This window comes from Galbibacter sp., assembly GCF_048266365.1.
Taxonomy (GTDB): Bacteria; Bacteroidota; Bacteroidia; order Flavobacteriales; family Flavobacteriaceae; genus Galbibacter.
On the sequence record NZ_JBLWZP010000002.1, the window covers coordinates 75,502 to 98,573 of the forward strand.

22 protein-coding genes are annotated in these 23,072 nt (G+C 37.8%); 12 read left to right on the forward strand and 10 right to left on the reverse strand.

Annotated elements, in window-relative coordinates; genetic code table 11:
• Positions 1–44 precede the first annotated feature (44 nt).
• Positions 45–1,337, forward strand: a complete 1,293-nt coding sequence (fahA, locus tag ACN0TV_RS03290; RefSeq protein WP_417360088.1) for a fumarylacetoacetase — start codon at positions 45–47, stop codon at positions 1,335–1,337.
• A gap of 28 nt (positions 1,338–1,365) precedes the next feature.
• Here the strand turns inward: fahA and ytxJ are convergent, their stop codons facing one another.
• Entirely contained in the window at positions 1,366–1,761 is a 396-nt protein-coding gene (gene ytxJ / locus ACN0TV_RS03295; protein ID WP_417360090.1) for a bacillithiol system redox-active protein YtxJ, read from the reverse strand.
• A gap of 145 nt (positions 1,762–1,906) precedes the next feature.
• On the opposite strand from ytxJ, the gene clpB reads away from it, so the two are divergent.
• Positions 1,907–4,513, forward strand: a complete 2,607-nt coding sequence (clpB, locus tag ACN0TV_RS03300; RefSeq protein ID WP_417360092.1) for an ATP-dependent chaperone ClpB — start codon at positions 1,907–1,909, stop codon at positions 4,511–4,513.
• Positions 4,514–4,763: 250 nt separating this feature from the next.
• Complete coding sequence (locus ACN0TV_RS03305; protein WP_417360094.1) at positions 4,764–5,357, forward strand: TetR/AcrR family transcriptional regulator; 594 nt, start codon at positions 4,764–4,766, stop codon at positions 5,355–5,357.
• On the opposite strand, the gene ACN0TV_RS03310 is transcribed toward ACN0TV_RS03305, so the two are convergent.
• Both ACN0TV_RS03310 and ACN0TV_RS03315 read right to left on the reverse strand, forming a co-directional pair.
• Positions 5,350–6,666 carry an MFS transporter gene (locus tag ACN0TV_RS03310; protein ID WP_417360096.1) on the reverse strand — a complete coding sequence of 439 codons (1,317 nt, stop codon included), beginning with the start codon at positions 6,664–6,666 and terminating at the stop codon, positions 5,350–5,352. The two genes, ACN0TV_RS03305 and ACN0TV_RS03310, sit on opposite strands and share 8 nt — an antisense overlap.
• Before the next feature lie 77 nt (positions 6,667–6,743).
• Complete coding sequence (locus ACN0TV_RS03315; RefSeq protein ID WP_417360098.1) at positions 6,744–7,565, reverse strand: M48 family metallopeptidase; 822 nt, start codon at positions 7,563–7,565, stop codon at positions 6,744–6,746.
• Positions 7,566–7,926: 361 nt separating this feature from the next.
• Between ACN0TV_RS03315 and ACN0TV_RS03320 the strand changes: the two genes are divergently transcribed.
• Both ACN0TV_RS03320 and ACN0TV_RS03325 read left to right on the forward strand, forming a co-directional pair.
• On the forward strand, positions 7,927–8,808 hold the full coding sequence (locus tag ACN0TV_RS03320; RefSeq protein WP_417360100.1) for an alpha/beta hydrolase: 882 nt from the start codon (positions 7,927–7,929) through the stop codon (positions 8,806–8,808).
• 85 nt (positions 8,809–8,893) lie between these two features.
• Positions 8,894–9,388, forward strand: a complete 495-nt coding sequence (locus ACN0TV_RS03325; RefSeq protein ID WP_417360102.1) for a hypothetical protein — start codon at positions 8,894–8,896, stop codon at positions 9,386–9,388.
• A gap of 114 nt (positions 9,389–9,502) precedes the next feature.
• Here ACN0TV_RS03325 and ACN0TV_RS03330 read toward each other — a convergent pair whose 3' ends face one another.
• Positions 9,503–11,020 (reverse strand): carboxypeptidase-like regulatory domain-containing protein, encoded by a 1,518-nt coding sequence (locus ACN0TV_RS03330; protein ID WP_417360104.1) that lies wholly within the window; start codon positions 11,018–11,020, stop codon positions 9,503–9,505.
• Between the two features lie 224 nt (positions 11,021–11,244).
• Here ACN0TV_RS03330 and lpdA point away from each other — a divergent pair, with 224 nt between their 5' ends.
• Positions 11,245–12,636, forward strand: a complete 1,392-nt coding sequence (lpdA, locus tag ACN0TV_RS03335; RefSeq protein ID WP_417360105.1) for a dihydrolipoyl dehydrogenase — start codon at positions 11,245–11,247, stop codon at positions 12,634–12,636.
• A 97-nt stretch (positions 12,637–12,733) separates the two neighbouring features.
• Here lpdA and ACN0TV_RS03340 read toward each other — a convergent pair whose 3' ends face one another.
• The 3 genes from ACN0TV_RS03340 to ACN0TV_RS03350 form a co-directional block, all read right to left on the reverse strand.
• Positions 12,734–13,453 (reverse strand): diphthine--ammonia ligase, encoded by a 720-nt coding sequence (locus ACN0TV_RS03340; protein WP_417360107.1) that lies wholly within the window; start codon positions 13,451–13,453, stop codon positions 12,734–12,736.
• 19 nt (positions 13,454–13,472) lie between these two features.
• Positions 13,473–13,892, reverse strand: a complete 420-nt coding sequence (locus ACN0TV_RS03345) for a type II 3-dehydroquinate dehydratase (protein WP_417360109.1) — start codon at positions 13,890–13,892, stop codon at positions 13,473–13,475.
• Between the two features lie 172 nt (positions 13,893–14,064).
• A complete protein-coding gene (locus ACN0TV_RS03350; RefSeq protein ID WP_417360111.1) occupies positions 14,065–14,586 on the reverse strand; it encodes a hypothetical protein in 522 nt (173 codons plus the stop codon).
• Between the two features lie 196 nt (positions 14,587–14,782).
• On the opposite strand from ACN0TV_RS03350, the gene xerD reads away from it, so the two are divergent.
• The 6 genes from xerD to ACN0TV_RS03380 all read left to right on the forward strand — a co-directional run bounded on the left by xerD (position 14,783) and on the right by ACN0TV_RS03380 (position 20,202).
• Positions 14,783–15,685, forward strand: coding sequence for a site-specific tyrosine recombinase XerD (gene xerD, locus ACN0TV_RS03355; protein WP_417360113.1), 903 nt, complete (start codon positions 14,783–14,785; stop codon positions 15,683–15,685).
• A gap of 97 nt (positions 15,686–15,782) precedes the next feature.
• Complete coding sequence (locus ACN0TV_RS03360; protein ID WP_417360115.1) at positions 15,783–16,457, forward strand: YggS family pyridoxal phosphate-dependent enzyme; 675 nt, start codon at positions 15,783–15,785, stop codon at positions 16,455–16,457.
• Between the two features lie 41 nt (positions 16,458–16,498).
• On the forward strand, positions 16,499–17,854 hold the full coding sequence (locus ACN0TV_RS03365) for an exonuclease domain-containing protein (protein ID WP_417360117.1): 1,356 nt from the start codon (positions 16,499–16,501) through the stop codon (positions 17,852–17,854).
• 93 nt (positions 17,855–17,947) lie between these two features.
• A complete protein-coding gene (locus ACN0TV_RS03370) occupies positions 17,948–18,787 on the forward strand; it encodes an ion transporter (protein WP_417360119.1) in 840 nt (279 codons plus the stop codon).
• Entirely contained in the window at positions 18,777–19,697 is a 921-nt protein-coding gene (miaA, locus tag ACN0TV_RS03375) for a tRNA (adenosine(37)-N6)-dimethylallyltransferase MiaA (RefSeq protein WP_417360121.1), read from the forward strand. The genes ACN0TV_RS03370 and miaA overlap by 11 nt, the downstream gene beginning before the upstream one ends.
• Positions 19,684–20,202 carry a gluconokinase gene (locus tag ACN0TV_RS03380; protein WP_417360123.1) on the forward strand — a complete coding sequence of 173 codons (519 nt, stop codon included), beginning with the start codon at positions 19,684–19,686 and terminating at the stop codon, positions 20,200–20,202. The genes miaA and ACN0TV_RS03380 overlap by 14 nt, the downstream gene beginning before the upstream one ends.
• A 22-nt stretch (positions 20,203–20,224) precedes the next feature.
• Here ACN0TV_RS03380 and ACN0TV_RS03385 read toward each other — a convergent pair whose 3' ends face one another.
• The 3 genes from ACN0TV_RS03385 to ACN0TV_RS03395 all read right to left on the reverse strand — a co-directional run bounded on the left by ACN0TV_RS03385 (position 20,225) and on the right by ACN0TV_RS03395 (position 23,045).
• Complete coding sequence (locus ACN0TV_RS03385) at positions 20,225–21,622, reverse strand: alpha/beta hydrolase family protein (RefSeq protein WP_417360125.1); 1,398 nt, start codon at positions 21,620–21,622, stop codon at positions 20,225–20,227.
• Positions 21,623–21,626: 4 nt separating this feature from the next.
• Positions 21,627–21,860, reverse strand: coding sequence for a DUF5808 domain-containing protein (locus tag ACN0TV_RS03390; protein ID WP_417360127.1), 234 nt, complete (start codon positions 21,858–21,860; stop codon positions 21,627–21,629).
• Positions 21,861–22,142: 282 nt separating this feature from the next.
• Entirely contained in the window at positions 22,143–23,045 is a 903-nt protein-coding gene (locus tag ACN0TV_RS03395) for a hypothetical protein (protein WP_417360129.1), read from the reverse strand.
• Positions 23,046–23,072 lie beyond the last annotated feature (27 nt).

The following is a 23,072-nucleotide window of genomic DNA, read 5'->3' on the forward strand; positions in this document are numbered from 1 at the left end:
TACCTTTAAATCCTAATTAACAATTCAAATCTAATAATTTTGTTATGTCTCAAACAGCTAATGACCCGAATAGAAAATCATGGATCTCTGTTCCGACTGATTCTGATTTCCCGATACAAAACATACCCTTTGGAGTTTTTTTAACCAGAGATGATGTGATTACCATTGGTACACGGATTGGAAACACGGCTATTGACCTTGGAGCTCTACATCAATTAGGGTACTTCAGAGATATCCCCTTAACCGATGATATTTTCTTGCAAGATACATTGAATGATTTTATCTCCGATGGCCAAAAGACCTGGAGATTGGTGCGTAATCGCATCGCCAATATTTTTGATCAAAATAATAAAACCTTACAACACAATAAGAACCATAGGAAGGTGGTCTTATTTGACTTAGATGAAATAGAGATGCAACTCCCTGTACAGATTGGAGATTACACAGATTTTTATAGTAGTAAAGAACATGCGACCAATGTTGGAAGCATGTTTAGAGATCCCAATAACGCTTTACTTCCCAATTGGTTGCACATGCCTGTTGGTTATCATGGTAGAAGTTCCAGTATAGTACCTAGTGGAATACCTATTCATAGACCTATGGGGCAAACCTTACCTCAAGGTGCAGAAACTCCGGTATTTGGCCCTTCTAAATTGGTTGATTTTGAATTGGAAATGGCATTTATTACCACCGATGCCAATCAGTTGGGAGAACCGATTTCAACGGAAGATGCGGAGAACTATATCTTTGGAATGGTGCTGTTTAACGACTGGAGTGCTCGCGATATTCAGAAATGGGAATATGTGCCCTTAGGTCCATTTCTGTCAAAAAACTTTGCCTCTTCCATTTCGCCTTGGATTGTGACCTTAGATGCCTTAGAGCCCTTTCGAGTGGAAAGTCCGAAACAAGACCCTGTTCCACTGCCCTATTTGCAATACAAAGGCAGAAAAAGTTTTGACATTCATTTAGAAGTCGATATAGAAACTAAAAATACTCCACCACAAACCATTACAAAAAGTAATTTTAAGCATATGTATTGGAATATGTCCCAACAACTGGCACATCATACAATTAACGGATGTAAAGTCAATAGTGGAGATATGATGGGTAGCGGAACCATCTCCGGTACAACCAAGGATTCATACGGATCCATGCTGGAACTCACCTGGAGAGGCGAAAATCCAATCATTCTAAGTGACGGATCCGAACGTAAATTTATAGAGGATGGTGACACCATCACCCTTAAAGGATATTGTAAGAATGATAAAGTGCGAATAGGCTTTGGAGAAGCATCCAATAAGTTACTCCCACCTTTCGGTTCAAAGAAAAGAAAATAACGAATTCCAAAAGTTTAATTGAGGGTTTTTAGTTACCCTCAATTAGGCTTTGTAAATCTTCAGCACTAATCTGGCCGTGAGATTCAGCGCATATAATATTGGTATTTCTGATTAACAACACCTGTGGGCTCTGATGAACTACATCAAAACGCGATGCAACTGCATTTGAAAGCGCTCTATTGTTGAGTATGTCCAAAAAGTATAAAGACACCTTTGAGGGATCGGGTTTGAATTCAGATTCAAAATTCTGTAAACTGAACCGGCTGATTCCACAACGCGTACTGTGTTTAAAAATAAGGACATATTGCGATTTGGATTCCTCCACCAATTGATCTAGTTGTTCCGCTTGATCTAGTGGTGTCCATTGAAAATTTTCTTTTGAAATTGAATCCTTCGAACCAAAGATAGTTTTAAAAAAAGCCATAACTTTAAGAGTGTTTTACTTTAAAATATTATAATTAACATGACGTAATGTCATTAAAATTATATTAATTAGATGACAATGTGTCGCTTACGTGGTTCGGTACACGTTTTGCTTAACTCTGTTAGAAAACAAATTATACAAGATAATGAACTTAAACAACTTTACAATAAAATCACAGGAAACGATACAGCAATCGCAACAAATTGCGCAGGCTTATGGGCACCAGATTATAGAAAACGAACATATTTTCAAGGCTCTTTTTGATGTCGATGAAAATGTACTGCCTTTTCTACTTAAAAAGCTGAATGTAAATGTGGATTTACTAAAACAAATTCTCGAGAGCACCTTAAAGAGCTATCCAAAGGTAGAAGGTGGAGACCTGCAACTTTCTAGAGAAGCTGGCTCTACCCTAACCCAAGCGGGAAATATAGCTAAGAAGATGAAGGATGAATTTGTTTCTGTAGAACATCTTATTCTTGCCATCTTTAAATCCAAAAGTAAAATCTCTCAAATCTTAAAAGATCAAGGGGTTACTGAAAGGGATTTAGAGGCCAGCATCACAGACCTTAGAAAGGGCGAAAGAGTAACCTCGGCTAGTGCTGAGGAAACGTATAACGCACTAAATAAATACGCCAACAACCTTAATCAGTTGGCCAATGATGGAAAATTAGACCCTATCATTGGGCGTGATGAGGAAATTAGGCGAGTATTACAAATACTATCACGTAGAACTAAGAATAACCCTATGCTCGTGGGCGAACCAGGAGTAGGTAAAACGGCCATAGCGGAAGGGCTTGCACATCGTATAATTCAGGGAGATGTTCCTGAAAACTTACAGAACAAGCAAATATTCTCTTTAGACATGGGAGCTCTAATTGCGGGTGCCAAATATAAGGGAGAGTTTGAAGAACGTCTTAAATCTGTAATTAAGGAAGTTACCACCTCTGATGGTGATATCGTCCTGTTTATAGATGAAATACACACCTTAGTTGGTGCTGGTGGCGGTCAGGGTGCTATGGATGCGGCCAATATCCTAAAACCGGCTCTGGCACGTGGAGAACTCAGAGCTATAGGAGCGACAACTTTGGATGAATATCAAAAGTATTTTGAACAAGACAAGGCTCTCGAGCGACGATTCCAGAAGGTTTTTGTGGATGAGCCGGATACTGAGAGTGCAATTTCTATTTTAAGAGGAATCAAGGAAAAGTATGAGACACACCACAAGGTACGCATTAAAGATGAGGCCATCATTGCGGCGGTCGAACTTTCTGAGCGCTATATTACAAACCGATTTTTACCGGATAAAGCGATTGACCTAATGGATGAAGCCGCTTCTAAACTTCGAATGGAAATCAATTCCAAACCTGAAGAATTGGATGTTTTAGATCGTAAAATTATGCAATTGGAAATTGAAATTGAAGCCATTAAAAGAGAGAATGACGAACAGAAGTTAAAAGCGCTTAACGCGGAGCTGGCCAACTTAAAGGATGATAGGAAAGAGGTTTATGCCAAATGGAGAAGCGAGAAGGATGTAGTCGATGCTATTCAAACCACTAAGGAAGAACTGGAAAACCTTAAAAAGGAAGCTGAGAGAGCAGAACGAGATGGTGATTACGGAAAGGTGGCTGAAATACGATACGGTAAAACACAGCAGGCGCAGGAACGCTTAGATAAACTTCAAGATCAGCTCCTTCAAGAGCAATCTTCAGGAACGAATCTTATCAAAGAAGAGGTGACCAATGAAGATATTGCTGAGGTGGTTGCGAAATGGACTGGAATTCCAGTGACAAAAATGCTTCAGAGTGAACGGGAGAAACTCTTAAGACTAGAGGATCAATTGCACAAAAGAGTTGTTGGTCAACACGAGGCTATAGAATCTGTTTCTGATGCTATTAGAAGAAGTCGATCTGGCCTTCAAGATGCTAATCGCCCTATCGGCTCTTTCCTTTTCTTAGGAACCACTGGTGTTGGTAAAACAGAATTAGCCAAAGCCTTGGCGGAATACCTTTTCGATGATGAATCAGCGCTTACTCGTATTGATATGAGTGAATATCAAGAACGCCACGCTGTGAGTCGATTGATAGGTGCGCCTCCAGGGTATGTAGGTTATGATGAAGGAGGGCAATTAACAGAGGCTGTTCGAAGAAAGCCATACTCTGTAGTCTTGTTGGATGAAATTGAAAAGGCTCATCCAGATACCTTCAATATCCTATTACAGGTATTAGACGAAGGAAGGCTTACGGATTCAAAAGGACGTTTGGCAGACTTTAAAAATACTATTATAATTATGACTAGTAATATCGGTAGTCAAATTATTCAGGAGAAGTTTGAAGCAACAACTGATATCACTAGTGCTACTGAGGCGGCAAGAGTTGAAGTACTCGGACTGCTCAAGCAAAGTGTACGACCGGAATTCATAAATCGTATTGATGATATCGTCATGTTTACACCCTTGAGTAAGACAGACATTAAAGAAATCGTAGAATTACAATTTAAAGGAATTGCCAGAATGGTTGCCAAGCAAAACATTACCTTGGATGCTACACAGGAGGCAATCGACCATCTTTCAAAAACAGGCTTCGATCCTCAATATGGTGCAAGGCCGGTAAAACGAGTAATTCAGAAGGAAGTACTCAACAAACTTTCTAAGGAAATACTCAGTGGAAAGATCAGCGCAGAGAGCATTATTTTAATAGATGCCTTTGATGGAGAATTAGTTTTTAGAAACCAGACAGATTTAATAGAAAATTAACAGTAGGTCCGTGTAAGTAAATATAAATTTGTCGACTTATTAAGTGATTGAAAATTAAGAATATAAAACAGAAATTATAAAGGATAAAGTTAGGTAGTTCGTAAGGATTATTTAGTTTTAAGTTGGTTGGTTAGTTAAGGCACCCGTAGCAATTGAGTTACGGGTGTTTTTAATTAAGGACTTATTTCTTTAGGTTCTAAATCATACCTGTCAGTATTTTATTTATATTTGAGGTAGAACACTACCTATAATGACAACAAAGGCGGAGAATACCACACAGTATATCATTCGAACCGTAGCTCCAATATTTAATAAAAAGGGATATGCTGCGACTAGCCTAAACGATATTACCAAGGCTGCAGGCCTTACCAAAGGGGCTATTTACGGAAACTTTAAAAACAAAGATGAACTGGCTCTAATGGCCTTTGAATACAATACCACTATTGTTCTGAGTCGAATTAAGCAGTACATGGATAAGGGAAAAACGCCTTTGCAGCGCTTGCTCAATCTTGTCGAGTTCTATAAAAACTACTACGAATTTACTAATAATTTTGGGGGTTGTCCTATCATAAATACCGCTGTCGATTCCAAAAACACTCATCCTGCTCTACTTCAAAAAGCACAAGAAACCATCGCGATCATTGAAGGCTATATCTCCCAACAAATTGAGTACGGTAAACAAATCGGAGAGATTCGCAAAACCATCCCTGGAGCCAAATACGGAAAACGCTTTTTTAGTCTAATTCAAGGGGCTATTTTCATGAGTCAAACCACAGGTGATAAAAATTATACTACTGACTGTCTTAATGTTATCATAGACACCATAAACCAAAGATTTAAATAGATTCAATCTCTTTTTTCCTTGGGACTCTAAGCAATAAAAACATCCCGATAAAAAAGATTAGCGCAATAAGTACAATGGAAGTTCTCATGCTTCCTGTTACTTGAGCAATAAATGCATAAAGAAACATCCCAATGACGATTCCTATTTTTTCAGCCACGTCATAAAAGCTAAAATATGAAGCTGTATCCTTTGTCTGTGGTAAAAACTTGGAATAAGTTGATCTCGATAAGGCTTGAATTCCTCCCATCACTAGCCCAACAACAGCTGCAGTTATATAAAATTGATTGGGAGTCACCACAAAGAACGCCACCACACAAACCACAACCCATACAAGGTTAATTCCAATAAGGGTTTTGATATTACCGAACTTCGAGGATGCTCTCGAGGTAAGTGTAGCTCCTAGCACAGCAAGTAACTGTATGAGCAAGATGCTTATAATAAGGCCCGTGGTACGTTGGCTATCACTCTCCCATGCGAGTTCTTCCTCAGCGAAATATGAAGCCACGAGCATCACAGTTTGTACGCCCATACTATAAACGAAGAAGGCCGCTAAGTAACGCTTCAAAGTTTTATTAGTACCCAATGCATTCCAAACCTTTTTGAGCTCTTTAAAACCACTTAAAAGTATTCCTTTGGAGACTTTACCTTGGTTTCCGTTGCCTTTGGGTAGGTAATAAAAAGAATACTGGCTAAATCCTGCCCACCAGAGCCCAACAAGAACAAAGGAAATTTGGGTTGGCGCAGTTGCACTCTCGAAGCCAAACCATTCGAATTTCATTATCATGACCAAATTGAGTACTAATAGCAGCACACTTCCAATGTACCCCAAGGAATAGCCTTTAGCACTAATGCTATCCTGTTGTTCCACAAAGGCTACATCAGGTAGATATGAATTATAAAAAACTAAGCTACCCCAAAAGCCGATCAGTCCTAAAAGGTACACGCTAAGGCTTAAGTATATATTTTCAAGGCTAAACCAATATAGTCCAATGCTTGCCAGCGAACCTAGATAACAAAAGAATTTGAGAAACACCTTTTTATTACCCACATAATCTGCAACCCCGGAAAGCAATGGGGTTAAAAATGAAACAATTAAAAAAGCAAAGGAGGTTACATAGGTAATCAGCGGTCCCCTGGCAATTTCGCCGCCAAAAATTTCTATTTTTTCCACACCAGCCTCTCGAAATAGAGCCCCGTAGAATAACGGAAATATTGCAGAGGCAATGGTAAGACTATAAACAGAATTTGCCCAGTCATAAAATGCCCAGGCGTTGAGTAATTTTTTACTCCCTTTTTCTAATGGTCTCATGCGATATGAAATAAAAAAAGCAAGAGGTGTGAGTGCGCCTCCTGCTCGGTTGGTAATGTTTTTTTTAATTTAAATACTTATTCAAAAGAAGTTACGCCATATTTGGAAGCTTCGGCTTTTGCTGCTGGTGCTAAGGATCTCAAATTAGCAATTCTACTTTGGTTTGAAGGGTGTGTGCTTAAAATTTCGGAAGGTTGTGATCCTCCAGAGTTGGCGCTCATCCGTTCCCATAATCTAGCAGCCTCGGTTGGATCATAACCTGCAATCGCCATAATTCTTAACCCAATGGCATCAGCCTCCGTTTCGTGGTTTCTACTAAAGGGAAGCATTACTCCTACTTGGGATCCAATCCCATAAGCTTGATTAAATATATTGATAGTTTGTGCGCTACTTCCACTAGCCCCTAAGGCAACATTTCCTGCTAAACCAACATACTGTTGTAAAGCACTTGCACTCATACGTTGGGCTCCATGATTGACTAATGCATGGGCGATTTCATGCCCCATAACCACAGCAACTCCTGCATCATTTTGACAGATAGGTAATATCCCTGTATAAAAAACGATTTTACCTCCAGGCATACACCATGCATTGACCGCATCATCGGCTACAAGATTATACTCCCACTTGTAATCATCCAAATATCCTTGGTAACCATTGGCATTAAACCAAAGTTCAGCTGCTTTAGTCAAGCGCTTACCTACCCTTTGAATGGTTGCTGCCGCTTCAGTTCCTTTAATAACCTCATGGGTATTCAAAAACTTGTCATACTCAGCAAAGGCCGTTGGGAATATCTCTGCATTGGAGTGAAAATTAAGCGTTTGTTTACCCGTAAATGGATTTGTCGAACAAGACAAAACCAATACCGCAAAAACTGCTATAGTTAGATACTTTTTCATGTGAGTTATATTATTATGGATAAGTTTAATAATTTATTTAACAAATCGAATTTACGGAAAAAATTACAATCTTTTGATCATAAAATTAGAATCCCTGCGTTAATACATACGATGAAATTTGTCTTCTCAGATTTCACGCCACTGCAATACGCAAAGGTTTTCAAAGCCTAACTATTTCTTTGTACTTCGTTTTTAGAAGCTTATCCTTAACAGCAACTTAATGTAGAGACAAAAAATATAATTTTAAATCTGACAATGGAAAAAATTATCCGTTACTTTGATAAAATTGTTTTCTTTACTTTGAGAAAGGCAATTAATCCAACTTCTCCTCCAACACCTTGCTTAGTAAAAAATTATAAAGATGTCCAAGCGTACTAACGAAAATTACCGTCAGAATCTTAAAATTCCAAAATCTATATTAATAACTGCCAAAGCACTACAATTCGTATCGCCTAAACAGGCAGAAAAATTTGCTGCTAAATTGTTTCAGACTCCCGTCATTTACCCTACTCCTAAACGAGAAGAACATATGGAGCGAGAGGCTATAAAATCTATCTTAGAAATCCCTGAAATCCATAAAAAAATCCAAACTTTCCGTTATGGTGATGGGGAGAAGAAGGCACTTTTGGTTCATGGCTGGTGTGGTAGAGGCACCCAACTTGTCAAAATTGCTGATGCTCTGGTACAGCAAGGTTATACGACATACAGTTTTGACGGCCCGGCTCATGGTAAGTCTAGCGGAAAAACAACCAATATGCTCGAATTTGTAAAATGTATTCTAGAAATGGAACGAGCTTACGGCCCATTTGAAGCTGCTATCGGACATTCCTTAGGCAGTATGGCGCTTTTGTATAGCGTTAAAGAAGGGCTTAATCTCGAGCGGATGGCGCTGATTGGAAGTGGGAATAAAATTGAAGAAATTATATATGACTTTACGGACAAATTAGGACTCGATAGAGCGATTGGAGTTAATCTCAAGAAATCGTTAGATCAAAGATTCCAAATCGACATCAATACTTTTTCAGCCAGTGCCAGCGCCGAACATGTTCACATACCGGTTCTCTTAATACACGATGAGCAGGATATGGATTCGCCAGTTGATGCTTCCAGAAAAATAAACCAAATTCTCAAAGAGTCTAAGCTCATCTTAACTCAAGGCCTTGGGCACAGAAAAATATTGGGAGATCCTGAAGTTATCCAACAATTACTTGAATTTTTACATGCCACAACAAATAAAAAGTAGCTTTACATTAAGTTTTCTAAAATAAATTGGCATAACATTTGTTTTATAATTATTAAAATTAAAAAATCTTTAAAACTCAATAATCATGAAAAAATTAATCACTTTAGCATTCGTAACTCTTTTTGTATTCACCGCCTGTGAAGGACCTGAAGGACCTCCTGGTGAACCAGGAACAAATATCGTTGGTGAAACATTTGAATACACAAACGTTAATTTCACCGATGCAAATGGCTACACATTTACGGCAAGTTTTAATCCACCACTAATAAATGGTGATGCAATGCTTGTTTACAGACTTCAAGCCGTTGATGGCGGAGCAGATGTATGGGAACAAGTACCTACCGCGCTTTATTATACTGATGCTGGTACTGATTTACAATACTGGTTTAATTACACACTTAGTAATGTCCAAATTGGAGTAGAAAGCAATGACTATCCAGGTTTCGGTGCAGATTTTTTAAGCAATCAAGTATTTAGAGCCGTAATTGTGCCGGCAGATCTTATGAATTCTGTAGATACCAAAAACATTGATGCTGTGATGGAGGCTGCAAATATTAAAACCGTACAAAGAGTTCAATAATATAGTCGTAAACTACTATAAGAATACGGAAAAATCCCTGAATAAAAATCAGGGATTTTTTTTATCCCAGCCGTAAATAAGTGTTGCAGAAAAATCTTGAGTTTTGCCTGGATTTTACTGTTCTAAACTTTTGAATTCAGTTATAGCCTGGTTTGGCGCTAAAATATTATAGCCCTCCCAAAAAGCAGGATCATACTTGGGTAGATATGCCGGCTCTATATTATTCTTTCCATCTATTTGGCCAAAGGACTCTTGTGTTAATGGACTGCTTTCAAAAACTACAAGTGTCTTTTTTTGGCTGTTTTGTATTTTAAAATCTACACCTAAACGAACTTGGTTTTGTTTTCTCCTACCCTTGACGTGCTTGTTTTTTTCGATGATTTTTAATGGTCTCTCAATTCCAAACACAATGCTGTTGTTCTCTTCTTGGAATTTTATACTATAGGTACCATTAGTGTTTCTTTTATATAAATAAGTTCCTTCCCTAAGGTTATGCCTGTAGGATATTCCAAAAAGACGAATCTTTCGCAAAGGTTCGACATTGTGATAATCAATGCGCATAATCCCAAAATCTTCAGTATTGATATACAGGATTCCGCTGTAATCCCCCCTTTTGGGCTCAAAAGTGACTTTATAGACCAAGGCGTTATCCAAATTGGTCAAACCTTCTAAACTATACTTATACTTGTTTTGCCTATGGATGACATCTAAATCAGATTCGGGATCCAAAAAATTAGAATTCAAAAAATCAGTAATACCACTGCGGAGTGAGCTATTGAAGTGTTCCTTGGATTTTTTTTGCTTTTCCAAAGAATCCTTAGCCGAGACCAATGAATCTACTTTATGATCGAAAAAACTGGAATCAATCTCCTCCGTTTTGGCACCTATAAGCCCCGACTTGATTACAAAATACGAATTTCGCTTTATGTGTTTACGAAGAAGTGATTGCAATTTATCTTCCATTTTATCACTGGAAAACTCATTGTTTTTATCGTATAATTGGCAAGCTTTGATAGGATCCATTTTTAACTCCTCTACCCCTGTAACTGTACTTTTTAGGTAAAGGTCAGCAAGTAATTCCCTATGGTAAGGAAATGAGTTAGGAATCTCCTCGATAATTTTATCGGCAAAATGTTGATCAAACTCCTCAATGGTGCTCTGCTTCACATCAACCTTAGAATTATTTAATTTATTAATATCGGAATCTCTGTAGAATACTCTTTGGCTTGTATAATTTGCCTGGTAATTTTCTTGAAGACTATCCAACACTTTCTCCATGATCTGTTCTGCAGTATAACTGTTGTTCAATAGAACTACCTCACTGAGTATGATATCTTGAGGTTGAAGTTTAATGATACTATCTGTAAAATTTGATACAGCGATTACTTTTTCTTCATAACCTAGAGATCGAATATATATCGAATCCTGCTCTGAGGTTTCACCATTGATATGAAAGTCAAACTTCCCTTGCTCAGAGCTAATCATCCAAGATTCTTGATTCAGACTTATGGTAGCAAATGGTATGGGTTCTTTGGAAGTTTGATCAACCAAGGTTGCTTTAATGGTTTGGGAAAATGTACTATGGGTTACTAAACTGATAATCAGCAATGAAAATAAGGTGAATCGATTCATAGATTGGCGTGTGGTATTGTTTTCATGGGGAAATTAAGTAATTCTGCTCCCAAGAAAATACAGTTTATAGAGAATTTAACATACGGCTTAAAAATTATACCCACAGTTTTCCACTATTGTTTTGAATTAGAATCAGGCAAAAAGCCATTAAAAATTTACCCTTTAAAAACTTATTGCTTAACTTCGTATTCGCAAAATTTTAGCTCATTAAAAAATCATACGAAATGAATAAATATGACGTAATTGTTTTAGGAAGTGGCCCTGGTGGATATGTAACTGCCATACGTGCTTCTCAACTAGGTTTTAAAACCGCTGTTGTCGAAAAAGAAAATCTAGGAGGCGTATGTTTGAATTGGGGATGTATCCCTACTAAAGCACTGTTAAAATCAGCACAAGTATTTGAATACCTAAAGCATGCTGAAGATTACGGACTTCATGTAGATAATGTTGAAAAGGACTTTAACGCCGTAATTAATCGTAGTAGAAACGTTGCCGGGGATATGAGTAAGGGTGTTCAGTTCTTGATGAAGAAAAATAAGATTGACGTACTTCAAGGTTACGGAACCCTTAAGTCAGGAAAGAAAATAGAAGTTAAGGACAAGGACAATAAAGCAACCGTATATAGCGCTGATCACATTATCATCGCGACAGGAGCTCGTTCTAGGGAATTACCAAGTCTGCCACAGGACGGTAAGAAAGTTATCGGATATCGCGAAGCTCTTACCCTAAAAGAGCAGCCTAAAAAATTGATTATTGTTGGTAGTGGTGCTATCGGTATTGAGTTTGCGTACTTCTACAATTCTATGGGTACTGAAGTTACTGTTGTTGAGTATTTACCAAACATTGTTCCCGTAGAGGATGAAGATATCTCTAAACAGTTAGAACGTAGCTTTAAAAAGATGGGTGTTAAGATCAAAACCTCTGCAGAGGTCACTAAAGTTGACACTAGTGGTAAAGGTGTTAAAGCTACTGTAAAAACCAGTAAAGGAGAAGAAGTTATTGAGGCGGACATGGTGCTTTCTGCGGTTGGAATTAAAGCCAATATTGAAAATATCGGATTAGAAGAAGTCGGAATTGCGACTGACCGTGATAAAATAGTAGTCAATGATTTTTATCAAACGAACATACCTGGATATTATGCTATCGGTGATGTAGTCCCTGGACAAGCTTTGGCACACGTTGCATCTGCTGAAGGGATTCTTTGTGTTGAAAAAATTGCAGGACAACATGTTGAAGCACTTGATTATGGAAACATCCCTGGGTGTACCTACTGTTCACCTGAAATCGCCTCTGTTGGTTTGACTGAAAAGCAAGCCAAAGAGAAAGGTTATGATCTCAAAGTCGGGAAATTCCCATTCTCTGCAAGTGGAAAAGCAAAAGCTAGTGGGCACCCTGATGGTTTTGTAAAAGTAATTTTTGATGCCAAATACGGAGAATGGTTAGGCTGCCACATGATAGGAGCTGGAGTTACTGATATGATTGCCGAGGCAGTCGTAGCTAGAAAACTTGAAACTACCGCTCATGAGGTGTTAAAAGCAGTACACCCCCACCCTACAATGAGTGAAGCGGTGATGGAGGCTGTTGCAGCTGCATATGGAGAAGTTATCCATATCTAGTTGGAAAAAAACTTAAAATAAAAAAGCATATCATAACGTAAAAAAGGTGGAACCTAGAGGTTTCGCCTTTTTTTAATACATCAAATGAAAATGTTAATTATTTGACAGATAGATCACAGAACCAAAAGGAATCATCCCAACTCCTTTGATGATCCTTGTCCTCTTTCGAATTGGGAGAGCTGTATGTCCTAAGTACTTTATCTCCAATTATAAATTCAACAGGTTTTTTAAAAATGGGACCATCATATACAAATGTATGAAACTCTCCATTTTCACCACATGGGTCTACTCCAAGAGGGAGCAATTGCAAAAAGTCTTCATCTATTTCTTTACCGACCATAGTTTTATCCAATACCTTGGCGTTCACAGCCACTGTAATGGCTTTGAATCCCAAGTCTATGAATTTATGCATCAGCTTGAGGCTATCTATTTTCCACAACGGAAAATGAGCCTGTAAGCCAATAGATTCTAACTTACTTTCCCGATAAGTTCTAAGGTCTTCTAAAAAGATGTCTCCAAAACCGGCATGAGTGAATCCTTGTTTCTTTTTCTCAACTAAAGTTGTTTGCATCAATTGGTCATACACCTGCATCGATGTTTGCTCCGGCAATTCTAGAATTGACAGTGGTAAACCAATTTGTGATGCCTGTTTTAACAGTAAATCTCTTTGAATGCCATGCATGGATACACGATTACTATCCATGCTTATCGTGGTGAAAAGTTGGTCAACACTGTAAGATGGGTCCTGTAACAGGCTATATAATGCTAAGGCACTATCCTTACCGGTACTCCAATTAAAAAACGTTTTAAATGCCATACGCTAGTTGCCACTCGGGCTATTGCAAAAGAAAACTTTGTAGTGCCAATTCGTAACTCTGCATACCAAATCCAAGGATTACGCCTTTTGCGTTGGCAGAGATATAGGATTGATGCCGTATAGATTCTCTTGAAAAGGTATTGGAAATATGCACTTCGATTACAGCTGTTGTAATGCCTTTAACAGCATCACCTATAGCCACTGAGGTATGCGTATATGCTCCAGCATTAAGAATAATTCCATCCCCTTCAAAGCCTGCCTGGTGAAGTTTATTAACCAGTTCACCCTCTACATTGGATTGGAAATATTCAAAAGATACCGAAGGGTATTTGGTTTTAAGGATTCCTAAGTAATCCTCAAAACTTTCAGATCCATAGATCTCGGGCTCTCGTTTACCTAATAAATTTAAATTGGGACCGTTGATAATTGTGATTTTCAATAGCTTAAATTTTAATTAATGAGCAATTCTGGAAGGTTTTATCACCTGTGTGATTCTCCTAGATTTCGCTGATTATGGTTTGACCTAATGCTGTAAATTTAAACATTATCCACTAAAAAAGAGGCCGAAGCCTCTTTAATTCTATAATGGTAATCTACAGTCGTTTTACCGCTTAAAAGTAGATAGCAAATCCTACGCTTAATCCCAGACCACCAAGATTGTCTGCGTCGTCATTAATATCCACATCGTAACGTACTCCAGGTTCCAAAGCAACATTATCAGCAACAAACCAGGCATATCCACCTTGCAGACCAACAAATAATGGACTAAAGTTATCACTGCTAACACCATTTAAATCAATTTGTACGGGAAATTGAGATTCGATATAATATTTAGCGCCCAGTTTATAAGAGAACCTTCCATCAGCGCCATCGGCATCACCATAACCTAGTCCAGCTTTAAGTGCAAGATCATCGATGATAAAATATCCACCTTCAAAACCGACATTCCATTCGGTATAATCGTCACTAGTGTTTAGGCTAAAACCAGTATTGGAACGATGCGCTCTTCCAAAGTTCGTATTGGCCTCTACAAGCCAACTCCCCTCAGACAATGCTGGATTAGAAGTAGATTGAGCATTAGATGCGAATAATGCTCCTAAAATAAATGTAGCTGTTACTAAAATTTTTTTCATGATTATTGAATTTTAATTGATAGCCCAAATCTAAAGATTATTCTTACATACTCCAATCAAAAGAGTTGAAATTATGGAAAACCTCAACCCCTTAATTGGCTACTACTCCAACGTTCGTTAGTCCACATTCCATCCGATTATCTAATTATTCAAAGCTTGATGATGAAGAATTAAATATAATATTTAGCTTTACCCCATGGATTGGAAACAGATCATATCGGACTACAAATACTACCTTAGAATAGAAAGAGGGCTGTCTGTAAATTCTGTGGAAAATTATGGCTTGGATATTCAGAAGTTGTTGAACTACTTAGAGCATCATAAAATTCAGAGTTCCCCAACAGCTATTGATTCCGAAACGCTCCAAAATTTCATTTACCAAGCCGCAAAATCTCTAAGTGCGCGTTCGCAAGCTAGGTTGATTTCTGGTTTAAAAAGTTTTTTCAATTACCTGGTTTTTGAGGATTACCGCGCCGATGATCCAATGGCTTTAATTGAAACTCCAAAGCTTGGAAGAAAATTACCTAATACGCTCACAATAGATGAAATAGACATGTTGATTTCAAGTATCGATTTAAGCTTACCCGAAGGCGAAAGAAATCGCTGTATGATTGAAACATTATACAGTTGTGGTCTCAGGGCAACGGAACTTATCAGTTTAAAAATATCAGAATTGTACTTTAAAGAAGGTTTTATTCGCGTACTTGGAAAAGGTAGTAAACAGCGCTTTGTCCCCATCGCCCAAGTCACAATAAAGTATATCGACATCTATCTTACAGAAATAAGGCCTCAAATTGCCATTAAGAAAGGGCATGAAGATATATTGTTTTTAAACCGTCGAGGTGCCCAGTTAACTAGGGCTATGGTATTTACTATTATAAAAAACGCTGCCAAAAAAGCTGGCATTAAAAAAAGCATCAGCCCTCATACTTTTAGGCATTCTTTTGCCACTCACCTATTGCAAAACGGCGCTGATTTACGGGCTATACAACAAATGTTAGGACACCAAAGTATTACAACCACTGAAATATACATGCATCTCAACCAGAAGGATTTGGCCAATGTAATTTCAAAACATCACCCCAGAAACGAATATTAAGCTTTGCTAGTGTGGCTATTTTAGTAAGTTCTTTACTGAATTGAAGGTGAATCCAGAAAGAAATACTTATTTTTAGCCTAGAAAGTTTTAATGTATAATGAATATAAAAGAAAATTTACTTCGCATTAAGGAATCACTTCCTTCACATGTAAATCTAGTGGCAGTTTCGAAGACCAAAAGTAATGATGATATCATGGAGGCATATCAAGCTGGACAGCGCGTTTTTGGAGAAAATAAGGTTCAAGAAATGGTCGGAAAATGGGAACAACTTCCAAAGGATATTGAATGGCATATGATTGGACATCTTCAACGAAATAAAGTCAAGTATATGGCTCCCTTTGTCAGTTTAATTCACGGAGTTGATAGTCTTAAATTACTCAAAGAAATCAATAAACAAGCGAATATGACCGATCGCGTAATCCCCTGTTTGTTACAAGTTCATATTGCTGATGAAGATACTAAGTTTGGGATGAATGTTTCTGAATTGGAAGAACTTCTAAGCAGTGATACTTTTAAAAAACTCAATGCTATTAAAGTGGTTGGGCTTATGGGCATGGCGACATTTACGGAAGATAGTAAGCAAATAGCAAATGAATTTACACATTTAAATTCTATTTTTGAATCCTTAAAAAGCACACACCCCAAAACTGATAACCTAGAATTAAGTATCCGATCCATGGGTATGAGCGGTGATTATAACATCGCAATACAATGCGGCAGTACTATGGTGCGCATTGGAAGTCATATTTTCGGATCTAGAAATTACAACTAAAAACTAGCTTTAAAAATTTCACTAAAAACTCATGTAAAAGAATGTATGCCGTACTTGATATAGAAACCACTGGAGGGAAATACAATGAAGAAGGAATTACAGAGATTGCAATTTATAGGTTTGACGGCCATAAAGTGGAGGATCAGTTCATTAGTCTAGTTAACCCGGAAAAGGAGATTCAGCCCTTTGTAGTAAAATTAACGGGCATCAATAACCAAATGCTACAAACAGCGCCAAAGTTTTACGAGATTGCCAAACGAATCATTGAAATTACTGACAATTGTACCTTGGTTGCACACAATGCTCAGTTTGATTATAGAATCCTACAGACCGAATTTAATCGTTTAGGTTATGATTACCAACGAAAATCACTTTGTACTGTAGAATTATCTAAGGAACTATTACCGGAACAACCCTCGTATAGCCTAGGAAAACTGGTGCGTGCTTTAGGCATACCTGTAAGTGATAGGCACCGGGCAAATGGTGATGCCCTAGCCACAGTGAAATTATTTAAACTCCTATTGTCAAAGGATTCCAATAAGAAAATTGTTCAGAACAATATACGCCAAGAACAGGTGGGCCAACTCAACCCAAGGCTTATTGAAATTGTTGAGCGACTTCCCAATGACGTTGGAGTATTCTATATGTACAATACCGATGGGGAGCTCATTTATCTCTCTAAAAGTAGCAATATTCGAAAAAGAGTCAATAAACTATTTATCAGCAGTGCCGCGAAAAACAGAAAAATACAGAAGGAAGTTAAGATAGTCACCTTTGACCTCACTGGAAATACGTTGATTGCGGAACTTAAAGAGTATCAGGAGATCGCGAAAAACAAACCAAGGTATAATCCTAAGAAAAAACAAAAATTCACCCATGCCTTGTATGTGACAAAAGGCAATGATTCTCGATTAAATTTAGTCCTAGACAATTTTGACTTGAACAAAGATTCAATCATCAATTTTGTGGGTTATAATCAGGCAATAAAGGTTCTAGGTGAAATTTCATTAGAATTTCAGTTGCACCTCAATGGCGATGGATCTCGTGATATCGCAGACCATTTAGGAAATGGCCAAGAGTATAATGAAGATTCTAAAGCTTATAACAAACGTGTTCGTAGCGCCATACACAAATATGGTATTTCTGACAAGAGCTTCGCCATCATAGATGCTGGTAGAGCTATTGATGAACACAGTGTTGTTTTATTTATCCAAGGAGAATTCAATGGTTATGGCTTCTATGAGCTTAACCACCAACTAAACAACCTTGACATACTCAAGTCCATCATAACCTCAATGAAGGACTCAGATATGGCTCGTTATTGTATTCAAAAGTATTTGAGGAAAAAACAAAATCTTAAAATAATTCAGTACGAATCTGAGCGTATTAGCAACTAGAATTGAAATTTTCAATCTTGTATGAGAAGGCCATTATAAGCCATTAATTGAGATGCCATTCAATACCACTATTAAACTAAATTGACACCTCACATGAAAGACAATAATGCCACCGTTAAAAACTGGAGATCCAGACTTCATGAGATTATCTATGAAGCTGACACCCCGGTTGGAAAATGGTTTGACATCACACTTTTTATTCTGATCCTTGCTAGTATTTTATTAGTGATCCTAGAAAGTGTAGCATCTTTTGATAGGGAGCACCATCAGCTTTTGTATATTTCAGAATGGGTGATAACTATTTTGTTTAGCGTTGAATATATCGCCAGATGCTTAAGTTTAAAAAAACCTCATAGGTATATTTTTAGCTTTTATGGTATCATAGACTTACTCTCCACCATACCCCTCTATTTATCGTTTCTATTTCCAGGCTCTCATGCGCTTATCGTTATTAGAGCAATTCGTCTACTACGTATTTTTAGGATTCTAAAAATGATTAAGTTTATTGGTGAAGCAAGTAAACTTAAGGATGCACTATGGGAAAGTCGAACTAAAATTTCAGTATTTATTTTTACCATGATGATTCTTTCGGTGATTATCGGAACCGTTATGTATTTGGTGGAGGGTTCTGCTGCCGGGTTTACCAGTATACCAAAAGGTATCTATTGGACAATAGTGACTATGACTACCGTTGGTTTTGGTGACATGGTACCACTGACGGCTTTGGGACAGACTATTTCGGTTATTGTCATGGTTATGGGGTACGGAATTATTGCTGTTCCCACAGGAATTGTTTCAGCTCAGTTCTCCCGACAAAGTAAACTTAACAATATACATATTAACACTCAAGCCTGTCCGAACTGCAACGCGCATAACCACAACGATAAGGCTGAGTATTGCTATAATTGCGGAAACCTTTTAAATGAAGCCTAAAACACTAATAACTGTCCTTGGTCCTACTGCCATCGGAAAGACTGCCCTAGCTATTGAATTGGCAAGGCATTTTAACACGCAAATTATCTCCTCTGATTCAAGGCAGTTTTATAAAGAAATGTATATTGGAACAGCGGTTCCAAGTCTTAGTGAATTAGAAGCGGTACAACACCATTTTATTCAGCACATAAGTATACACGATCCCTATTCCGTTGGGGATTTTGAAATAGAAGCTATAAACACTCTAGAGCAACTCTTTAACTTCAACGACATTGTCGTCATGGCTGGAGGTAGTGGATTATATAACAGGGCCGTGACAGAAGGCTTGGATGACTTTCCAAAGGTAGACTCTGAAATTCGAACGGCATTAAATCTGCAACTGGAAGAAGAGGGAATTGAAGTGCTACAGAGACAATTACAAACCCTGGATCCGGTGTCATATTCTAGCATGGACCTTCAAAATACTCGCCGTTTGATCCGTGCGCTAGAAATTTGTATTGGCACCGGGAAACCTTTCTCTTCCTTTTTAAATCATAATCCGCAACAACGTTCATTTCGGACGCTTAAGATTGGTTTAACTGCAGAGCGTTCAGTAATATATGATAGAATCAACAAAAGGGTAGATATTATGATGGAAAACGGGTTATTGGAAGAGGCTAAATCCCTGTATCCCTATCGCCATTTAAATGCGCTCCAAACTGTTGGTTATAAAGAACTCTTTGAGTTCTTTGAAGGAAATGTTTCTCTAGAATTTGCAGTATCTGAAATCAAAAAAAACACCAGAAGATTCGCAAAACGGCAACTGACTTGGCTAAACAAGGAAGAAGACATACATTGGTTTGATTTTAAAACACCACACCGAATACGCACCGATAAAGTAATCGAAATTTTAAACGATGATTCACAATAATACACCAGTTATATTAATAATTATGGGAGTTTCTGGCTCTGGTAAATCGACCATAGGGAAGTTGCTTTCCGATGCCCTAGATATCGAATTCTATGACGGAGATGATTTCCACCCACAAGAGAATATTGACAAGATGAGCGCTGGACATCCCTTAAACGATCAGGATAGAGCTGGCTGGTTAGAAGCTATTCACGATTTTGGACTTCAACAATTAGAAGAAAATTGTTCCTGTGTCATCGCATGTTCCGCCCTAAAACAGTCTTATCGTGATGTCTTATGCAAGGGTATGGAAAAAGAACTTAAGTTTATTTACCTGGAAGGTGATTATCAAACTATACAAACAAGGCTCTCTAAGCGCAATTCTCACTTTATGCCCGCTACCCTGTTAAAATCACAATTCGACACCTTAGAACCACCTAAAAATGCTATTACGGTGGATTTAAAGCTTAATCCACAACAGATAATCGATAAGATCATTAAGGCATTGGATAATGAAATCACGTAAAGCCCCTTTTGTAAACTAAAAACTATTTTGCCTGCTTTATGATCCATTCAGTTATTTCTAACAATGCTGTTGGCGAAAATGTCTGATTAATGTTAGCATATTCCATGGGTAAACCTGTCTCACATTCTTGAAACAAGTGATTCAGCCCTGGAAACACTTTGGTAGTAACTTCCTTATTCCCTCCATTTTTTAAAGCATTGCTAATGGCTTCTAAGTTTTCTTTCGCGGGCACTTGCAAGTCTTTTTCGCCAATGACAGCTAGCACAGGACATTTGACCTTTTCTAAAGCTGTTGCAGGGTCATATTTTACAAAATACTGAGTCCAGGGACTTGAGATTTGTTCGACTTGCGCGCTGATAAATTCTTCTTTGGTCATACCGTTTGATAAATTCACAGTTATGTCCCTTTCCAGATTCTTTTCCAAAAGCTTTGTCAAATCTTCTTTTAAAGTCTGATCGTTATTTGATTGAGCGATTAATTCAAAGGCTTGTGCGCTGGTTTCAAGGGACTTTGCTAATTCTGTGCCTGAAACACCTCCTGCTTTGGAAATGGCTTGTTGCTGACGCAGCAATAATTGATCCCCTGGAATCCCTGTGCCTGCCAACAAAACAATGAAGCTAACGTCTTTAGATTTTGAGGCTACTAGAGGAGCAATGATCCCTCCCTCACTATGCCCTATAAGACCAATTTTATTTTTATTGATTTCTTTTCTGGTTTTCAAATACGCAATTGCACTTTCGACGTCTGTTGCAAAGTCAACGGTGGTCGCAGTTTTAAACTCGCCACTTGATTGCCCTACCCCCCTATCATCATATCTCAAAACCGCGATTCCTTTCTTGGTTAAATAATCTGATATCACTAGAAATGGTTTGTGACCAAACAACTCTTGATCTCTATTTTGAGGTCCACTACCTGAAATCAAAATGACTACAGGAAACTTTCCAACTTTGCTTGGGAGCGTTAAAGTTCCAGATAATGAAATATCGGCTTCTTTATTTATAAAAGTAACATCTTCAGAATAATACGGGAATGGTTCTTTAGGCTCCTGAGGTCGTATACTATTTTCTTTCGCAACTACATCCCTTGACAGATTCAGTGGCAATTCCATCCCACCTTGTTTAAAGGTTCCAACAAATTTGTTTTCTACTAACACACCAGTGTATTGAATTCCGGCATTGGAGACTACAAATTGAAGTGTTGAATTTTCAAAGGTGGTACTAGTTACCGGAATTCCATTGGCTCCTTGGTCAGGACTATCCATGGTCGAGCTATAACCATTGTCTGATTTTGCAACGTTAAACACTAATCTTAACTGTACGCCTTGGACTTTTAAAACACCGTTCCATTGTCCGGTTAGGTCTTGTGCGTACATGTTCATGGCGAACATAGCAACTAAAATCATCAACAGTTTGTGTTTCATTTTACTAGGATTTATCGATGTATATAGCCTTGACAATAATCGCGATGATTATCAGCGATAAGACTAAAATTGAAGTTGGATTCGCAAAATTTACAGTCCAGCCAAGATACTTAAAGCGCTTTGGCGGGAATATTCTTTTATCTTCTTTGTTATAGTAAAGCAGGCCAAATTTCCAGTTATTGGAGTCTTTGTGCCACTGCTCTTTTAATTCTTTGGTCGGTCGACGTTTTGGATTCATTCTGCTACAAATATGATTATCAAACTGATATATAGCATATCATAGGTTTAGCTACAAAATCAGATGCAAGATAATATCTTAAATTAGGTAGTCCAAGAAATACTAATTGTTCTTTATGTTTAGAAGGAAGTGTTTTGTTTCGTTTAGCGAATGAAGCCTATAGTAGATTTTAGGACCAACGCATTAAGGATCATTCACGACCAATAGTATGTCAGGTTTGGGTATAAAAAAACACCAGCGATGCTGGTGTTTTATCAATAAGTTGATCGGTTAGTATGTTGCTTAATTGAGTTGGAACTCTGTTGATCCTAATTCTTTCAAGTTCTGGTCATAAACCACAACGCCATAGGTCCCTTCTGGAAATTCAGCGCCACTTTTGTCAATGAAATCACAAACATCTAATGAAGTGTTCTCGTAATAGAAGCTAGAAGCTTTACTATAAGTTACACTGATAGATTCGTTTAATTCATCACCTTCTTTAGCAGCAACAGCTCTTTCTCCTATAATAGTTCCACTTGGATCAGTAACCTGAATATAAAATTGTTTAGCTCCGGGCTTGGTAATTTTATTTGATCCAACGGTGTAACAAATTTTTAGCTTATCCGCTCTTCTGTTATTACTAACAGATACCACTTTTCCACTGCTGCGTTCTCTTACCGCTTCTGCTGAGAATTTAGACAATCCCAATGAAGCTCCAGTTTCTACAACTTTAGACAATTGTGTGTTTTGCATGATCAAAGAATCTGTAAACATAGATTGTTCAGCCAAGGCAGCTTGAGTACTATCTCTCTGCATAGATAACAAAGTGTTTGAAGCTCTTAAAGAGTCGTTCTGTGCTAGCAGGTATTCTCTTTCCTTTGTCAATTGGTTAACTTGTCTTCTGTAACGAGATAAAGTGCTGATGTCAGCCTTCATTTTCTGAACGGAGTCAATATAAACCGCGATCTTGTTTCGAGCTTCAATAAGCTCTGCATTAGTAGATTCATTTTCAGATATAGCTCGATCATAGTCTGATTTTAGGTTGTTCAGATCTTCAATAACCAAGTTTTTCTCCTTATTTAACTTCTCGGTAGTGTCCTTTTTACTCTTGTACAAACTACCAGTGTAAATAAGGGTTCCAATCAAAGCAGCAGCAAGTAGCCCTGCAATGACCTTTAGACCATTATTACTTTTTGTTTCTGCCATAAGCTCATTATTTTTTTTACAATTTGG

Coding starts and splice junctions, on each gene's coding strand:
- fahA (WP_417360088.1), top strand. CDS start 45: ATGTCTCAAACAGCTAATGACCCGAATAGAAAATCATGGATCTCTGTT.
- ytxJ (WP_417360090.1), bottom strand. CDS start 1,761: ATGGCTTTTTTTAAAACTATCTTTGGTTCGAAGGATTCAATTTCAAAA.
- clpB (WP_417360092.1), top strand. CDS start 1,907: ATGAACTTAAACAACTTTACAATAAAATCACAGGAAACGATACAGCAA.
- ACN0TV_RS03305 (WP_417360094.1), top strand. CDS start 4,764: ATGACAACAAAGGCGGAGAATACCACACAGTATATCATTCGAACCGTA.
- ACN0TV_RS03310 (WP_417360096.1), bottom strand. CDS start 6,666: ATGAGACCATTAGAAAAAGGGAGTAAAAAATTACTCAACGCCTGGGCA.
- ACN0TV_RS03315 (WP_417360098.1), bottom strand. CDS start 7,565: ATGAAAAAGTATCTAACTATAGCAGTTTTTGCGGTATTGGTTTTGTCT.
- ACN0TV_RS03320 (WP_417360100.1), top strand. CDS start 7,927: ATGTCCAAGCGTACTAACGAAAATTACCGTCAGAATCTTAAAATTCCA.
- ACN0TV_RS03325 (WP_417360102.1), top strand. CDS start 8,894: ATGAAAAAATTAATCACTTTAGCATTCGTAACTCTTTTTGTATTCACC.
- ACN0TV_RS03330 (WP_417360104.1), bottom strand. CDS start 11,020: ATGAATCGATTCACCTTATTTTCATTGCTGATTATCAGTTTAGTAACC.
- lpdA (WP_417360105.1), top strand. CDS start 11,245: ATGAATAAATATGACGTAATTGTTTTAGGAAGTGGCCCTGGTGGATAT.
- ACN0TV_RS03340 (WP_417360107.1), bottom strand. CDS start 13,453: ATGGCATTTAAAACGTTTTTTAATTGGAGTACCGGTAAGGATAGTGCC.
- ACN0TV_RS03350 (WP_417360111.1), bottom strand. CDS start 14,586: ATGAAAAAAATTTTAGTAACAGCTACATTTATTTTAGGAGCATTATTC.
- xerD (WP_417360113.1), top strand. CDS start 14,783: ATGGATTGGAAACAGATCATATCGGACTACAAATACTACCTTAGAATA.
- ACN0TV_RS03360 (WP_417360115.1), top strand. CDS start 15,783: ATGAATATAAAAGAAAATTTACTTCGCATTAAGGAATCACTTCCTTCA.
- ACN0TV_RS03365 (WP_417360117.1), top strand. CDS start 16,499: ATGTATGCCGTACTTGATATAGAAACCACTGGAGGGAAATACAATGAA.
- ACN0TV_RS03370 (WP_417360119.1), top strand. CDS start 17,948: ATGAAAGACAATAATGCCACCGTTAAAAACTGGAGATCCAGACTTCAT.
- miaA (WP_417360121.1), top strand. CDS start 18,777: ATGAAGCCTAAAACACTAATAACTGTCCTTGGTCCTACTGCCATCGGA.
- ACN0TV_RS03380 (WP_417360123.1), top strand. CDS start 19,684: ATGATTCACAATAATACACCAGTTATATTAATAATTATGGGAGTTTCT.
- ACN0TV_RS03385 (WP_417360125.1), bottom strand. CDS start 21,622: ATGAAACACAAACTGTTGATGATTTTAGTTGCTATGTTCGCCATGAAC.
- ACN0TV_RS03390 (WP_417360127.1), bottom strand. CDS start 21,860: ATGAATCCAAAACGTCGACCGACCAAAGAATTAAAAGAGCAGTGGCAC.
- ACN0TV_RS03395 (WP_417360129.1), bottom strand. CDS start 23,045: ATGGCAGAAACAAAAAGTAATAATGGTCTAAAGGTCATTGCAGGGCTA.